At 49.3% G+C, this 15,124-nt stretch carries 13 protein-coding genes; 6 read left to right on the top strand and 7 right to left on the bottom strand.

Annotated elements, in window-relative coordinates:
* Positions 1-11: 11 nt before the first annotated feature.
* From HWI92_RS08540 to HWI92_RS08550, 3 genes are read left to right on the top strand one after another with little or no spacing between them, the layout of a single operon-like run.
* A complete protein-coding gene (locus HWI92_RS08540) occupies positions 12-3,863 on the top strand; it encodes a trifunctional MMPL family transporter/lysophospholipid acyltransferase/class I SAM-dependent methyltransferase (protein ID WP_204662734.1) in 3,852 nt (1,283 codons plus the stop codon).
* Between the two features lie 35 nt (positions 3,864-3,898).
* Positions 3,899-5,431: a phytoene desaturase family protein gene (locus HWI92_RS08545; protein ID WP_204662737.1), complete on the top strand. Its 1,533-nt coding sequence runs from the start codon at positions 3,899-3,901 to the stop codon at positions 5,429-5,431.
* Between the two features lies 1 nt (position 5,432).
* A complete protein-coding gene (locus HWI92_RS08550; protein WP_204662741.1) occupies positions 5,433-6,683 on the top strand; it encodes an NAD(P)/FAD-dependent oxidoreductase in 1,251 nt (416 codons plus the stop codon).
* Here the strand turns inward: HWI92_RS08550 and HWI92_RS08555 are convergent.
* Together HWI92_RS08555 and HWI92_RS08560 are read right to left on the bottom strand one after the other, a co-directional pair.
* On the bottom strand, positions 6,680-7,729 hold the full coding sequence (locus HWI92_RS08555) for a beta-ketoacyl synthase chain length factor (protein WP_204662744.1): 1,050 nt from the start codon (positions 7,727-7,729) through the stop codon (positions 6,680-6,682). The genes HWI92_RS08550 and HWI92_RS08555 overlap by 4 nt on opposite strands.
* Before the next feature lie 17 nt (positions 7,730-7,746).
* The gene (locus HWI92_RS08560; RefSeq protein WP_204662747.1) at positions 7,747-9,390 is read right to left on the bottom strand and encodes a glycerol-3-phosphate dehydrogenase/oxidase; all 1,644 of its coding nucleotides are present in this window, start codon (positions 9,388-9,390) and stop codon (positions 7,747-7,749) included.
* A 165-nt stretch (positions 9,391-9,555) separates the two neighbouring features.
* Here HWI92_RS08560 and lysM point away from each other — a divergent pair, with 165 nt between their 5' ends.
* On the top strand, positions 9,556-10,011 hold the full coding sequence (gene lysM, locus HWI92_RS08565) for a peptidoglycan-binding protein LysM (protein ID WP_204662750.1): 456 nt from the start codon (positions 9,556-9,558) through the stop codon (positions 10,009-10,011).
* A gap of 81 nt (positions 10,012-10,092) precedes the next feature.
* On the opposite strand, the gene rplI is transcribed toward lysM, so the two are convergent.
* The 4 genes from rplI to HWI92_RS08585 all read right to left on the bottom strand — a co-directional run bounded on the left by rplI (position 10,093) and on the right by HWI92_RS08585 (position 12,267).
* Positions 10,093-10,539 carry a 50S ribosomal protein L9 gene (gene rplI / locus HWI92_RS08570; RefSeq protein ID WP_204662752.1) on the bottom strand — a complete coding sequence of 149 codons (447 nt, stop codon included), beginning with the start codon at positions 10,537-10,539 and terminating at the stop codon, positions 10,093-10,095.
* 20 nt (positions 10,540-10,559) lie between these two features.
* A complete protein-coding gene (gene rpsR / locus HWI92_RS08575) occupies positions 10,560-10,811 on the bottom strand; it encodes a 30S ribosomal protein S18 (protein WP_138364782.1) in 252 nt (83 codons plus the stop codon).
* A 3-nt stretch (positions 10,812-10,814) separates the two neighbouring features.
* Positions 10,815-11,195 carry a 30S ribosomal protein S6 gene (gene rpsF, locus HWI92_RS08580; RefSeq protein WP_204662754.1) on the bottom strand — a complete coding sequence of 127 codons (381 nt, stop codon included), beginning with the start codon at positions 11,193-11,195 and terminating at the stop codon, positions 10,815-10,817.
* A gap of 130 nt (positions 11,196-11,325) precedes the next feature.
* Complete coding sequence (locus tag HWI92_RS08585) at positions 11,326-12,267, bottom strand: DUF8428 domain-containing protein (protein ID WP_204662756.1); 942 nt, start codon at positions 12,265-12,267, stop codon at positions 11,326-11,328.
* A 140-nt stretch (positions 12,268-12,407) separates the two neighbouring features.
* Here HWI92_RS08585 and HWI92_RS08590 point away from each other — a divergent pair, with 140 nt between their 5' ends.
* On the top strand, positions 12,408-13,070 hold the full coding sequence (locus HWI92_RS08590) for a YggS family pyridoxal phosphate-dependent enzyme (protein ID WP_204662758.1): 663 nt from the start codon (positions 12,408-12,410) through the stop codon (positions 13,068-13,070).
* Positions 13,071-13,077: 7 nt separating this feature from the next.
* Here HWI92_RS08590 and HWI92_RS08595 read toward each other — a convergent pair whose 3' ends face one another.
* Positions 13,078-14,181 carry a glycosyltransferase family 9 protein gene (locus HWI92_RS08595; RefSeq protein WP_229249153.1) on the bottom strand — a complete coding sequence of 368 codons (1,104 nt, stop codon included), beginning with the start codon at positions 14,179-14,181 and terminating at the stop codon, positions 13,078-13,080.
* Between the two features lie 106 nt (positions 14,182-14,287).
* Between HWI92_RS08595 and HWI92_RS08600 the strand changes: the two genes are divergently transcribed.
* Entirely contained in the window at positions 14,288-14,668 is a 381-nt protein-coding gene (locus HWI92_RS08600) for a DUF423 domain-containing protein (RefSeq protein ID WP_204662760.1), read from the top strand.
* Positions 14,669-15,124 lie beyond the last annotated feature (456 nt).

Consider the following 15,124-nt stretch of genomic DNA (forward strand, 5'->3'; position numbering starts at 1 on the left):
TCCCTTTTTCGATGATCGGAGATTTGCTTTTAAGGCTGCATAAATTACTGACCGGTCACAAATCCGTTTTCTTCTCCGCCCTGCTTCTCCTGGTCATTTTCCTGTGCTTCGGAATATCGCGGCTGCGGGTTACCGAAAGCATCTTTGCTACCCTGCCCAAAGGCAAAAGCTTCGAGGAGTTCAACCGCCTGATCGAGAGCAAAAACATCATCAATCAGATCGTTTTTTCCATTCATGTACCGGAAGAAAGCACCACAGATGACGCCCGCGCACTTGTACAGGCCTTTGCCGACTCCATGTCGGCCCACACAAGCGGGCTGGTGACCAATGTACAGGCTGAGCGTCCGTATGTGCAGGAAGATCTTTACCAGTACGCATTTGCCCATTTTCCCGAGCTGATCGACAGCGCTTATTACCGGTATATTGCCCTGAAAATCCATCCAGATTCGATCAGGAAATCGGTGGCAGGCGTTCGCAAGCAGCTGCTTAATCCGGGCGGCAGCTTTCTCAAACAATTTATCATCAATGACCCGCTCAACCTCACCACTCCGTACTTCAGATTGCTGAATGCGAATAACAATGCGGGCGGGATGACACTGGACGACGGGCTGATGTTTTCGAAAGACCGGAGTACGGTACTCGTTTTTGCATCCACTGCCTACGACTCGGGCAACTCGGACCAGAATGTGGTGCTCTTCAATAAAATGGAAGCTTTCCGCACACGATGGAACAAGCATTATCCCAAGCACCAGTTTAGCTATTTCGGCACTTTCGAGATTTCAGCCCGGAACGCTTTACAGGTCAAGAAAGACTCCTACTTCACTTCCATGGTGGCCATGGGACTGATTCTGCTCCTTTTGGTTTTGTACTACCGCAAGCTCCTCATTCCATTGTACCTCATCCTGCCAGGACTGTTTGGATGTGTGTTTGCCCTGGGAATCACTGGCTATGTCAGGCCGGAAGTTTCCGGCATTTCGCTGGCTACCAGCGCTGTCATTTTCGGCATATTGCTGGACTATGCATTTCACTTCTTCACCCACCTGCGACATACACGATCTATCCCGCTGGCAATCAGAGAAGTTAGCTCACCTTTGCTTACAGGAAGCTTTACCACCATCATGGCATTCGGCGCATTGACGTTCGCCAACTCTGCCGTTCTCAAAGATTTCGGTTTTTTCTCCTCCCTCGCCCTGCTTGGGGCCGCAGCTTTTACCCTGATCGTCCTCCCCGTCGTACTTGCCGCATTTTCCTTTGACTACCGGAGCTCGCCTGCGGTGCGCATTTTTACTCTGCCTTCCCTGCCCAGGTTTTCCAGGAAAATACTGGCTGCAATAGTGGCTGTGCTCACCCTGGTTTTCCTGTATTACGCCCAGTTTACGCAGTTTGACAGCAGCTTTGACAATCTGAGCATCCAAAACCCTGACCTGAGCCGGCGCGAGGAGCAGCTGACGGGCATTAACCCGCATGCAGAAAAAAGGTTGTATGTTTTCGCCACCCACGCTTCCTTCTGGCAGGCAGCAGGGATCAACTACCGCATTTATGAAGAACTGTCCCGGCTACGGTCGGCCAACCAGATCACCAGCTTTGCCTCTTCCGGCACCTTCCTGCTTCCCGCAGAAGTAAGCCTCGCCCGCAACAGCGCCTGGCACAGCTTCTGGAACATGAAAAGAAAGGAAAAGACCTTTGGCGCACTCGACCGGGCGGCGGCACAAAGCGGGTTCAATGCATTTGCTTTCAATGATTTTAAACAATGGATTGCGGGCCAGTACCAGGCTCCGGTACCGCTGGATACGATTTTTACCGAGCTCGGCATTCATAACCTTATTGATACCAAGCCCGAAAAAACCACATTGATCTCCACCCTCATCGTGCCCAATGAAAAGCTTGCGGCGGTGAAGTCGGAATTGCGGCAGATTCAGGGAGCCGAGCTATTTGACCGCGGCGAGCTGGCCGGAGAGCTACTGACTTTGGTGAAAAACGATTTCAACTATCTGCTGCTGGTTTCCGCCGGGATCGTGTTCCTGACCCTGCTGCTGGTTTACGGACGGCTGGAACTGACATTGCTTTCATTCCTGCCGATGGTGATCAGCTGGATCTGGATCCTGGGCATTGCAGCCCTGCTCGACATCCGCTTCAACTTTGTGAATGTAATTGTTACGACATTCATCTTTGGCCTGGGCGACGATTTCAGCATTTTCGTGACCGACGGACTGCTCAGCAAGTACAAGTACGGGAGGGACACGCTCCGCTCCTACCAGTCGGCCATCCTACTGTCGGCTACCACCACCATCATTGGAACTGGCGCATTGTTCTTTGCAGAGCACCCGGCCATACATTCCGTCTCGGTGATCAGCGTGCTGGGGATCCTGTGCATTCTTCTTATTTCCTTCATCGTGCAACCTGTATTATTTGGCTTGTTTGTGAGCCACAGGACCCGCCGCGGGAAAGCACCCGTTACCTTACTTCCGTTCATTCTCAGTGTATCAAGTTTCCTGTACTTTCTGGTGGGCTGCCTGCTTCTTCAGATCATCCTTCTGATACTTATTTTGCTGCCGTTTTCACGGAAGAGAAAAGTGGCGATGCTCAACCGCTGTATTGCATTTTTTGCAAAAACAGTGATTTACTCCGGCCCGCATGTAAAAAAGCGCTTCCGGGGCCTTGAAAATCTTGATAGTTCCAGACCGGTCATCCTGATTGCCAACCATACCTCTTTCCTGGATATTCTGCTTGCCATCATGCTCAGCCCGAAGATTGTGCTGATGGTCAAGAGCTGGGTGTACAAATCACCTTTCTTCGGGCCGGTCATCCGGTATGCGGGGTATGTGTACACGGATGACGGCGCGGAGGAAAATATAGAAAAGCTGCGGCAGCTGGTTGCTGATGGATATTCCCTGCTGATTTTCCCCGAAGGTACCCGATCAGATCATGGGGATATGGGGCGTTTTCACAAAGGTGCATTCTTTCTGGCGGGGCAGCTCGGGCTCGACATACAGCCCGTACTCATTCACGGCCCGGCAGACGTGCTTCCCAAAAACGATTTTCTAATCAGTTCAGGTGAACTGCATGTGCGTGTATTGCCGCCGCTGCAACTTCACAGTGGCGCCTGGGGAACACAGCTGCGTGATCAGACCCGGAACATCAGCGCTCATTTTAAAAGTGAATATGCAGCATTCAGGAATGAAGTGGAAACGACTTCGTACCTGAAACACAAGATTTTTACCAACTACGTCTTCAAAGGTCCGGTGCTCGAATGGTATTTCAGGATCAAGTGGAGGCTGGAAAGTGCGAATTTTGCACGGTACAATACATTGGTCGGCGCCAGGAACAACATTCTGGATATTGGATGCGGCTATGGTTACCTTTCTTTTTACCTGCATTATAAAAATGAAAACAGGCTGATCACCGGGCTGGACTACGATGAAGAAAAGATCAGCATCGCACAGCACAGCTATCACAAAAACACCCGGCTAACTTTCCACCAGGGCAATGCACTGGATACCGATTTCGGCCGGCAGGACGTCATTTTTCTCAATGATGTATTGCACTACCTTTCGGCGCCTGACCAGCATAAGGTGCTGGAAAGCTGCGTATCGGCACTTAATCCGGGAGGCATTATCTTTCTCCGGGACGGCGTAACCGACGACCAGCAGAAACATCGCCAGACGCTGACTACCGAGCGGCTTTCGACCGGGCTGTTTTCCTTTAATAAAAAGGAAAACGATTTTCATTTTTTTTCCTCAGCTTACATCCGCGAATTTGCGGGCAGGCACGGACTAAGCTGCGAAATGCAGGCACATTCCACTACCACCTCCAACGTTCTTTTTATCCTGAGATCGGCCGGCGAAATGCCTGCCGAAAAGTAAGAATCGTCTTTTCAACTTTTCCATTGAACTTTTAAATGCAATCTTCCACAGCCGAAAAGGAGTTTGACTTCGTAATCCTCGGGAGCGGACTGGGCGGACTTGCCTGTGCTGCGATCCTGGCCATGGAGGGATACAGCGTGGCAGTGCTTGAAAAAAACCACCAGATCGGCGGCCTCCTGCAGGTTTACAGTCGTGACAAAAGGATTTTTGATACAGGCGTGCATTACGTGGGCAGTATGAACCCGGGCGGTAGTCTTTACCAGTTTTTTAAATACTTCGGCGTGCTCGAACACCTGAAACTTAAACGGCTGGATGAAGACCGGTTTGATGTGATCCGGTTTGAGGATGGCTGTGAGTACCGGTATCCTCAGGGAATGGAGAATTTCAGGGCCACGCTGATCAGCTCTTTTCCGGAGGAAGCTGACGCAGTAAACCAGTATTGCGACAAGATCCTGGAAATATGTGACAAGTTTCCGCTCTACAACCTGCGTACCTCGGGTGAGAATTACCAGATGGACAAGGAAGTTATGGAGCTGAACGCGCACGATTACATTGCGTCTGTTACGGATAATGTGCGTTTGAGAAATGTGCTGGCGGGATCTAATCTGCTGTATGCCGGCGTGCGGGAGCGCACCCCGTTTTACGTACATGCATTGATCCTGAACAGCTATCTTTCAGGAGCTTACAGGTTCGCGGACGGCGGGTCGCAAATTGCAATCCAGCTCAGCCGTACCATTCGAAAGCACGGCGGACACATTTTCAAGCGTCAGAAAGTAGTGTCTGCCAACTATAATGAGGAAGGCCTGGTGACGGAGGTAGTGACAGAAGCAGGTGATCGTTTCCGGGGCAAAGAGTTCATATCGAACATTCATCCGGCAGTTACCATTGACATTTTCGGGGAAGACCGTTTTCTGAAAGTGTACCGGAGCCGTGTTCAGGGTCTTGAAAATAGTTTACCGGCATTTCTGGTGCATGTTATTTTTCATGAAAAAACATTTAAATACCTGAATTATAACATTTACCAGCATCATATTGAAGATGTTTGGGGCAGTGTAACGTATGAAAATGACACCTGGCCGCAAACCACCTTTATATGTACACCCTACATCACGAAAACCGGGGAATATGCGGACTCCATGTCCATCATGACCTATATGAACGTCGCCGAAACCGAGCGATGGGCGCACACCGTGAAAACGGTCGCAGAGCCGGGAAACCGCTCCGCAGAATATGAAACGTTTAAAAGAGAAAAGGAAGCCCGGGTTATGGCAAGGCTCGAGACGGTATTTCCCGGTATCGGGACAATGATCAAGTCCGTCCATAGTGCCACGCCGCTGACTTTCCGGGATTACGTAGGCAGTCGCGACGGCGCAATGTATGGGATTATGAAGGATTCGCGTACACCCGCCCGCACGCAGATTAATACCCGTACCAGAATCCCAAACCTGCACCTGACCGGCCAGAACGTGTCCATGCACGGCATATTGGGAGTGACAGTGAGCGCGTTTGTGACCTGCTTCTCATTTGTTGATAAAGAAAAACTGATACAAAAAGTTAAAAATGCCTGATATGCAAATTGTTGATGTCGTTGTGATTGGGGCCGGTCCTGCCGGCAGTGTGGCAGCTTCATACCTGAAAAAACAGGGATACCATGTCACCATCCTCGAAAAAGAAAAATTCCCCCGCTTCCAGATCGGGGAAAGCCTGCTACCGTGCTGCATGGAACATCTGGACGAAGCAGGATTGCTGGACGCAGTCCGCGAGCGTCATTTTCAGAAAAAGACCGGCGCAGCATTTGTGAAGGGCGACAAGCATTGCGAGTTTTTCTTTTCCGACCAGTTTACCGAGGGCTGGACCTGGACCTGGCAGGTTAAACGTGCGGATTTTGACAACACCCTTGCAGAAGCAACAAAGGCAAAAGGCGTGGATGTAAATTTTGAGTGTGAAGTGACCCGTGTAACATGTAGCGCGGATCAGCAGCACCTTGAGTACGTGGATCAGGATGGTCAGTCGCATAGCATTACGTCGCGCTTTATTATCGATTCAAGCGGGTACGGGCGGGTGCTGCCGCGGCTTTTTGATCTGAGCAAACCTTCCGCATTCTCCCCCAGAGGCGCAATTTTCTCCCATTTGGAAGATAGTAACCGAACCGAAATAGCGGGCAGCAATATTTTTGTGCATTCCTTCGACAACAACCGGTCATGGATCTGGGCCATTCCATTTTCAGATGGTTCCACCTCCGTGGGCATTGTCAGCGACAAGGAAAAAATCATGGAGCTGGCAGAAGAAGGCGGTGCCGGGTACAAGGACTTTATCCGCAACTTCGAAGACCTGCACGGCCGGTTCCGCCAGTCAGAGTTCAGGTTTGAGCCCAGGCATATACTGGGGTACTCCATTGGTGTGACGAAAATGTTCGGGGAAGGATTTGTGCTCTCCGGCAACAGTACTGAGTTTCTGGATCCCATTTTCTCATCGGGCGTAACATTTGCGACGGCTTCCGGACTGTTGTCTGCCAAAATGACCCACAAGCACCTGAGTGGTCAGCCGGTGGACTGGACCAGGGAGTATGAAGAGGTAATTCAGCGTGGAATCGACGTTTTCAGGAGCTATGTTACAGGCTGGTACAGTGGTGATTTCCAGACCATTATTTTTGCAGATGATATTAATAAAGATATCAAAAAGCAGATATGCTCGGTACTTGCCGGATATGTGTGGGACCAGTCAAACCCATTTGTTAAAAAACATAACACCATACTGCCGACACTCGCAAAAGTAGTCCGCATGAACCAGCGTACCCTGGCAGCTGAGAGCGGCAGCTAGGATGCACTCAGCAGGATGAGCCCGTGCTGTATTCCTTTGTAATGGTTGTAAATCAGAATATTACGCGGAACATTCGCATTTCTGGTGGCCAGTATAGCGGAAGCTGGTGCGGGCTTTCCTTTGAACAGCTGTATCGCCAGCCACGTAGCCCAGGCCGAAGACGTAGGATAGTCTCCGACCAGATTTTTGTAGGTATAAAGTTTACTGTTTTCAAAGAACTGCGCGCTCAGTCCTGTATAAAGTCCGTCTGTACGCACATCGCCGCTCAGCCCTAAAAGAACGGTATCAATGTCGCTCACTTTCAGGGCATTTCTTTCTAACATTTCGGTGAGCATAGGGGCGATATCATTGCCTGGCAGATAACTCGTTTGGTAAACATCCCTGATCCTCCCCAAAGACGCAGTACCAGCCTCACTGCGCAAAATAAACATGGTGGCACCTTCACCATTCACAGATCCGGGCGTGCCGGTCGCCAGCAGCGTTTCGGAATTATATTGACCTTTTTTAAAAGTTCCGGCCAGAAAATCAATGTTGTGATTGTAATCCGAGATTTCCTCCACGCTTCCAACCAGCAGGTGGCGGACGTTTTTGTCTTCTTCAAATAACATCAGCGCGTCCACCAAAGCCGCCTCAAATGCAAGTCCTTTGTGCACGTGGGTTGCATTGTAGCCCGTCTTTTTCCCCATCATGGCAAGGTTCCCTGCGATTGCATTGGGGGTACTTTGCACAAAGTTGGTGGGAGTAAGCGTACCTTCATCATAATCGACAATCTGATTCAGGAATTTGAGGCAGTCTTCGAGCCCTCCGTTGGCAGTAGCAAGGATGATACCGTCGGGATCCCACTTTTGTACCAGCGGCAGCCCGGTCCCTACGCCCATTCTTACTGCTTTGCCCATCCGCCGGAGCAAGCCGGCCGGTATCAGCGGACCATAGCCTGGCTCGATAGCCTCATAGCGGTCACCTGCATAGATTTTGATATCTCCTTCAAAGATTCCGTTATCAAAAGTTCGCTGGGGAGATATGCAGGCGAGGTCAATAATGTACATGTTGGATTTAATAAAATTCAGAGCGTGTCCCCGTCAGCATCCGACATGAACTTCCGGAGTACCGCGCTATATACTTCTGTTTGCCGCTTCATTTCAGCTTCATCCCACCCGAGCTCAGCGCCCATCACTGCGGCTACCTTCGGCAGGCTTAGCAATGTTTCTTCCCAATCCACGATCTCAAGACGGATACGGCGGGCCAGGAAGTCACGCAGGGTAACTGCCATTTCGTGCCGGGCACAATAGGCTGCTTCGGCCAGGATAAAGGGATATAAGGCTGATACTCTGCTTTTCAGGTTCGGATCCTGCTTGATCAGCGCTGCCACGTCCTGCGCACGGCTGCCATATTTCTGAGCCAGATGCCGGGCAATGTCTTCTTCCAGGTTATGCGTATCGCGTATTTGCTTCCAGGTATCTGCATCAAAATTTTCGGCCCCTGCCAGGATGTGCTTGTCGGTTGTGCATGCATTCTTTTTGGAAAAATTTACCTCAGCCTCATCAATGGTATCCTTGGCCATCAGGCGGTAAGTAGTCCATTTTCCTCCGAGCAGGCTCAGCAATCCTGATTTTTCATCAACCTCAATTTCGTGATCCCGTAGCAGGGTTTTGGTTGATTTGGATGGATCAGCTGCCAGCAGCGGACGCAAGCCGCCAAAACCGGATTTCACTTCCCCGATGCTGATCTTGTGTTCGAGGTAAGGATTGAGGGTATCTAACAGGTACTTTTTTTCGGTCACATTCAGGGATGGCTCCATGCTGTTGCCATCGGTTTCAGTATCCGTTGTCCCGATCATCAATGCGCCTTCAAATGGGATTGCAAATACAACGCGCCCGTCAGCTGTTTTGGGGATAAGCATGGCATGATCACTTTGCAGTAATTTCCATGGCAGTACCGCATGAACTCCTTTGCTGGGCCTGATGCGCTCGGGCAGTGCAGGATTGGCCATCAGCCTGACCATGTCTGAGAACGGGCCAGTACAGTTGATCACCAGTTTTGCCCGAACTTCCAGGCTGGCGGCCGTTAGCAGGTCCACCATGCGCACGCTGTTTATCCTGCCTGTTTGGTCAAAACCGAACCCTCTTACTTCCATATAGTTGGCCACTGCTGTGCCGGCTTCGGCAGCCGATTGTACCAGTGCCAGACAGTACCGCGCATCGTCCAGCTGACCATCATAGTACAGTACGCCGCTATGCAGCTTCTTCCGGTTCAGGGTGGGAATGCGGGCGAGTACCTGCTCCTTGGTGAGCCACTGACTCTTGGGCAGGGTATCGTCTACGGCAAACCGGTCGTAAATACGTAGTCCGATTGAAAAGTAAAGTCCTTCAAACCAGGAGCTTACTGGTGTGACCAGCGGCAATGGTCTTGCAAGGTGAGGCGCATTCCTGAGTACGGTATGGCGCTCTTCCAGTCCGTGACGTACTTGCCGCAACTGTGCAAAATCAAACTTTTTGAAAGCTTGTTCAAGGTAGCGAACCCCGCCGTGAATAAGCTTGGTGGATTTGGAAGAAGTCTCGGAAGCAAAGTCCTGCCGGTCGATCAGCGCAACCTTATAGCCACGGAGGGCGGCATCCAGCGCGCATCCTGCCCCACTTGCTCCCGCCCCGATAATGCATATATCAAACTCTTCAGTTTTTAATCTTTCAACAGACGTGGTGCGGTTCATTAGCTCAGGAAATCGGTCAGTAACTTCACTTACCTGAGCAAAAGTACAAAGATGATATCTAAAACGGTTTGTAAAGGCATGTTTCTGTGGTACAGAAATTGTTGAACATAGAGTCTAAGGTCAGGATCATCCTTGTCCGCATGAATATCAACCAACATAACAACTATGGGCTTATTATCATTTTTAAGAGGGTCGGGTGAAAAGGTTTTCAAGAAAGAAGAAGCCGCACCTACTCCGGAAACAGAACCACTGCGCGCCAGCGCACTCCTGGCACACGTTAAAGCCATCGGGCTGCCTTATAACAACCTCACGGTGAAGACCTCCGGTGACAAGGTCACGCTGGTTGGCGAGGTAGCCAAACAGGAAGATGCCGAGAAGATCGCACTGGTAGTAGGGAATGTTGAAGGTGTTTCATCCGTAGATAACCAGCTCAAAGTAGCCACACCAGCTCCCGCCGCAACCTACCATACTGTTGAAAAAGGCGATACATTGTCCAAGATTGCCCAGACAGTTTATGGCGATATGATGAAATATCCTGTGATTTTTGAAGCAAATAAACCGATGCTGAGCGATCCGGATAAAATATATCCCGGCCAGGTACTCCGAATTCCGGCACAGTAACTTGTATAATTTTGCAGCAGGCAACTGCCTGAAGCAAAAAAGGCAGCCTTTCGGGCTGCCTTTTTTCATTCTTGAGAATGCTTAGTCTTCTGCTGCAATTACATTGAGGGAAATTTTGTGCTTCACCTCTTTGTGCAGGTCGATGGTAGCTGAATAAGTACCTATAGACTTCACATCATCAACAGTAATTTTCTTACGGTCAATGTCAAAACCTTTCGCTTTCAGAATATCTGCTACCTGCGTATTCGTAACACGGCCGAAAATACGTCCGCTTTCCCCTACTACAGTTTTGATATCGATGGTCAGGTCGCCGATGGCTGCGGCAGTATCTTCTGCATCTTTTTTCAGCTTTTCAGCTTTGTGCGATGCCTGGCGTACGTTTTCCGCAACAATTTTACGGTTCGTAGGATTGGCCAGCAATGCAAATCCCTGAGGGATCAGATAATTACGACCATAACCGGCCTTCACAGTCACAATATCATTTTTGTAACCTACGCCCGCTATGTCTGTTAAAAGTATGATTTCCATTGTTTGTAGCTCTTTCTTTATTATTTCAATTGATCGGCAACAAATGGCAGAAGCGCCAAGTGACGTGCTCTTTTAACGGCCTGGGATACTTTGCGCTGATATTTCAGGCTGGTACCTGTAAGGCGGCGGGGAAGGATTTTTCCTTGCTCGTTGATAAGTTTAAGAAGGAAGTCCGGATTTTTGTAATCAATATATTTGATGCCTGCTTTCTTAAAACGGCAATATTTTTTGCGGTTAATGTTCTTTTCAACCGGCTCGTTTACGAGTGACATAGTTTATGCGTTTTCGGTTTTTGATTCAGCTGTATCTTCTTTCTTCCTGCCAACAAGTCCTTTGCGTTTCTTCTCGTTGTAAGCCAGCGCGTGCTTGTCAAGGGCAATGGTCATAAAGCGCAGAATGCGCTCGTCACGGCGGAATTCAGTTTCCAGAACGTCCACTACGTTTCCTTCGGCTGCGGTGTACTCAACCACATGGTAGAAACCGGAGTTTTTCTTTTGAATGGGGTAGGCCAGCTTACGCAATCCCCAGCTTTCTTCATGTACAATCGACCCGCCATTGGCAGTGATGATTGTCGTGAATTTTTCAACGGCGTCCTTTGCCTGGGCCTCAGACAAAATGGGAGTTAGAATGAACACCGTTTCATATTGCTTAGACATACGGTAATTGATTAAAATTGTTTTGTATAATAAAAAACCCTCACTTGGCTGTTATACCAAAATGAGGGTGCAAAAATAAGCTTTACCATTTGATTTTCCAAGCTCCGGCGGCTTTACCTGAACATTGCGTTTACTTAACCGTAAACTCGCCCTGCCCGATCTTGAAGCCTTCGCTGTAAACCTCAATGGAATATTTGCCGTCTTTCAGCGGAATACCGCCCCGCCCGTAAAAAATATCGACGGATTGTCCGCTGTTGTTGAAGAGCACAGTCTGCTTGGAACTGTAAATCAGCTCCTGTCCTTCAAAAACAAACGAACCTGAGCCCGTTGCCATATCCGACAGTACCGCGCCGTCAGGATCCAGGATCCGGAGGTACATTTCCTTCTCGTCCTGCTTGGCAACTGCATTCTCGCCGAGCTTGAAGTTTACCCTAAGCCTGTCAATGCGCTTGGCCCGGTACTTGCCGCCCTCCCGCTCCTTGCCTTTGGAGGATATGGCATTCACCGTCAGGCTCTCGGCACGCAACGCGGATGCAATGTTGACCTTGTCGGTAAGCTCTTTATTCAGTACGGAATAGTTGGTGATAGAATCATTCAGCTGGTTGCGCTCGCTTTCCAGGCCTGTTACCTGCTGGCTCAATGCTTCATTGCGTGACGTAGCCAGACCAAGCTGCTGCCTGAGTTGGTTGATTTCACCATCTTTTTCAGCCAGTACAGTCTCGTAGTTGCGGATTTTCCGGTTGTAGGCCGCCGCTGTGGCTGCACTCGCATTTTGAAGATCTTTCTTGTCTTTTTCCAGTTGTGCTTTCAATGCAACAAGCGAATCCACATCTCCGCCCAGCTTCTGTATCTCTGCAATTTTAGCATCCAGCTCGACGGAAATAGAGTCCAGCTTGGTTTTAATGGAGAGTACTTCTTCCGTTTTGGCAGTAATGATTTCGTCCTTCGCCCGGTTCTCCTGTTTCTCGTGGTATATAAAATAAACAAGCACCAAATTAAGCAGGACCAACACAGCCAGCGCGGCCCATAAGAGTGTCTTCCTGTCCTGCTTTTGTTCCTGGTTGTAGTCCATAAACAAGGTTTAAGTTGAATTTAGTTGGTAAAAGAAGTATGTTTTTTTCAATTTTGAAACATGTCCCTTCCTATTTAGCAGAAGCAGGCCTGGTATTTTTATTTTGATGTTTTTTAAGACTAAACGCTTTACAATCCCCCATGCCTTCGATTGCCGACAACATTGAGAAAATACAATCGCAACTGAAAAACGGGACCCGCCTCGTCGCGGTTACCAAGACCAAACCAGTCGAGATGCTTTTGGAAGCCTATCAGGCTGGCAGCACCATCTTTGGTGAAAACAAGGTCCAGGAAATGGCCGCGAAGCAGGAGGTCCTGCCCAAAGACATCGAGTGGCACATGATTGGTCACCTGCAAACCAACAAGGTTAAATACATGGCGCCCTTTGTATCCCTGGTGCACTCCGTGGACAGTCTGAAGCTGCTCAAAGAAATTCACAAGGAAGGCCTGAAAAACAACCGGGTAATCGACTGCCTATTGCAGATATTTATTGCATCCGAGGAAACCAAATTCGGACTTTCCGCGGACGAGGCGCAGGAAATACTCACATCCGCCGATCTCGCGCAGCTCCCGCATGTTCGCATTGCCGGACTGATGGGCATGGCTTCCAACACGGACCAGGAGGATCAGATCAGGCAGGAGTTCCGCGGGCTTAAACAACTATTTGAAGCCTTCAGGCAGTACGAAAATGATCAGGTACAAATGCGTGAGCTTTCCATGGGGATGAGCGGCGACTTTCAGATTGCCATGGAAGAAGGCAGCACGCTCGTACGGGTGGGCAGTGCCATTTTCGGGTCGCGATAGTGTACAATCAGCTGCGTGACGTATTATTCACCAGGCGATTGTCGAGTACAGCGGCTATTTTTTCCTTTACAAATTCAAATGGAAGCGCTGCACACGGCACGCCGGGTTGGCGCACAAAGACGGCATTCTCCTGACGGCCGTAACTTCCGCAATAAGGATTGTAAGTCGGAAATTCGTTCAGCGATCCCATTAATATAATCCCGAAAACCCCCGATGCATTCGCCAGGTGGGATGGACCGCTGTCCAGTCCTGCAAACAATTCGGCACGGCGGATCACTTCGGCTGTTTCGGGTATTGAGAGTTTTCCGCACAGGTTGATGTACCCGGGAGCTGTAATTTCGAGATTGCTGCTCAGGCCTACTTCAACGACGCTGCACTCATAGTGGAGCAGCAGCCAGTCTATCAGCTGCTCCCAGCGCTCATGCGGCCAGTCTTTCGGCGCATAGTTCGACCGGCAATGCACCACGATAAACCTTTCGGGCAATCCAAGCGCATTTACCCGTGACCGGTGCTTGTCCAGCAGGTATAAACGCGGTTGATCATCCGCGGGAAAGGTACTTCTTTCAGGGATCAGGTCGCCCGTCTGCGCGAACACTTCGAGCAGGTTGCCATAGTTAAAGTAATTATGTATGTTAATATGGCGCCCCACAGCCACGGGATTATCAACAAAAACCTGACATACCGGACAATGATTGTTATTGCTAAACTGTAATTCGTGCACCTGGTCAAAGATGCCTGTTTTCAGAAGGGTCTGCCGCTGCGTCACACAAAACTCTGCAAATACCTCATCAATCGACGGGTTGGCGCTGACCAGCTCCCTGAAAGCCGGTTTAACAAACCATACAATATAGCTGTCGGGGTACAAGGTGCGTAGGTAGCGGGAAATGGGTTCAGCAGTAACAATATCGCCAAAGTGTTCCGTACGGATTACTGCCACAAGCTTCTTTTTGCCACCTGTCCTCCACTTGACAAGCTGGAAGTGCAGCCAGGCCATGTAGCCAAGTCCATGTGCCTTGAGAATGTGCGTGTATTTGTGGTAGCGATGCGTCCAAAGCTGAACGAAGCGGGTCGGCGTCATTGTAAAATCGTCTTTTGCGTGCAACCTGAGCATTTTATACGTTGTGCCGGTCGCCCGCAAGTTAACAAATTTGAATCATGATGTTGGTTGCGCCACGGGCCGGCACTAACTTTACCCTCTTCCATTTAACAGATGTTGTATGAAATTTATGATTCAGGCGGGCGGAATTTTAGGTGCCCTGGCCGTAGCACTCGGGGCTTTCGGGGCACACGCATTGAAAGGTATGCTTGAAGTCTCAGGTCGCACGGATACTTTTGAAACTGCCGTCAAATACCAGTTTTACCACGCGCTGGCGATGGTACTGGTGGGATTGCTGATGCAGCGTGCGGGCGATGATGCGATCCGTCTGCTGGGCTGGTCGGGCAATGCATTTGCTGTCGGCGTCATCATATTTTCAGGCTCACTATATGCCATCTGCTTCACAGGCATCACCAAATTCGGCGCCACCGCGCCGATTGGCGGCCTGGCACTGATTGCTGGCTGGGTGTTGCTGATTCTGGCGGCGGGGAGAGGGGTTTAGTTTTGAATGATTGAATGACTGAATGACTGAATGATTCAGTTTTGAGTTAGTGAATGAGTGAGGGAGTGAGTGGATTTTTAATTTTGAATGATTGAATGATTGAATGATTCAGTTTTGAGTTAGTGAATGAGCGAGTGAGTGAGTGGTTTTTGATTTTGAATGACTAATTGCGTAAATTTTGAATAAGTGAATGACTACGTTTAGATGACAGTCTTTCGAATGTTTGATTTCTAAATGAGCGTGTTCTGAATGAATGTGCTTTGAATGTTTGAATCCTGAACTTTTAAGTCTTGAACGATTGAATAATACCTCTTTTTATGATTTCTCAAAAGTTCAATGAGCAAATTTGTAAATACATAAAGAAGATTCCATCGAACCATCCAGATTGAATTACCTACTCAGTCATTCATTTACTTAAAACCAAGTCATTCAGTCATTCAGTCATTCAGTCATTCA

The sequence above is a fragment of the Dyadobacter sandarakinus genome (assembly GCF_016894445.1).
GTDB classification, from domain to species: domain Bacteria; phylum Bacteroidota; class Bacteroidia; order Cytophagales; family Spirosomataceae; genus Dyadobacter; species Dyadobacter sandarakinus.

Bases quoted from the DNA above. Each gene is read 5' to 3' on its own strand.
- HWI92_RS08555 (WP_204662744.1), bottom strand. From the start codon at position 7,729: ATGTACATTATTGACCTCGCCTGCATATCTCCCCAGCGAACTTTTGAT.
- HWI92_RS08590 (WP_204662758.1), top strand. From the start codon at position 12,408: ATGCCTTCGATTGCCGACAACATTGAGAAAATACAATCGCAACTGAAA.
- rpsF (WP_204662754.1), bottom strand. From the start codon at position 11,195: ATGTCTAAGCAATATGAAACGGTGTTCATTCTAACTCCCATTTTGTCT.
- lysM (WP_204662750.1), top strand. From the start codon at position 9,556: ATGGGCTTATTATCATTTTTAAGAGGGTCGGGTGAAAAGGTTTTCAAG.
- HWI92_RS08600 (WP_204662760.1), top strand. From the start codon at position 14,288: ATGAAATTTATGATTCAGGCGGGCGGAATTTTAGGTGCCCTGGCCGTA.
- HWI92_RS08595 (WP_229249153.1), bottom strand. From the start codon at position 14,181: ATGCTCAGGTTGCACGCAAAAGACGATTTTACAATGACGCCGACCCGC.
- HWI92_RS08550 (WP_204662741.1), top strand. From the start codon at position 5,433: ATGCAAATTGTTGATGTCGTTGTGATTGGGGCCGGTCCTGCCGGCAGT.
- HWI92_RS08540 (WP_204662734.1), top strand. From the start codon at position 12: ATGATCGGAGATTTGCTTTTAAGGCTGCATAAATTACTGACCGGTCAC.
- HWI92_RS08560 (WP_204662747.1), bottom strand. From the start codon at position 9,390: ATGAACCGCACCACGTCTGTTGAAAGATTAAAAACTGAAGAGTTTGAT.
- rpsR (WP_138364782.1), bottom strand. From the start codon at position 10,811: ATGTCACTCGTAAACGAGCCGGTTGAAAAGAACATTAACCGCAAAAAA.
- HWI92_RS08545 (WP_204662737.1), top strand. From the start codon at position 3,899: ATGCAATCTTCCACAGCCGAAAAGGAGTTTGACTTCGTAATCCTCGGG.
- rplI (WP_204662752.1), bottom strand. From the start codon at position 10,539: ATGGAAATCATACTTTTAACAGACATAGCGGGCGTAGGTTACAAAAAT.
- HWI92_RS08585 (WP_204662756.1), bottom strand. From the start codon at position 12,267: ATGGACTACAACCAGGAACAAAAGCAGGACAGGAAGACACTCTTATGG.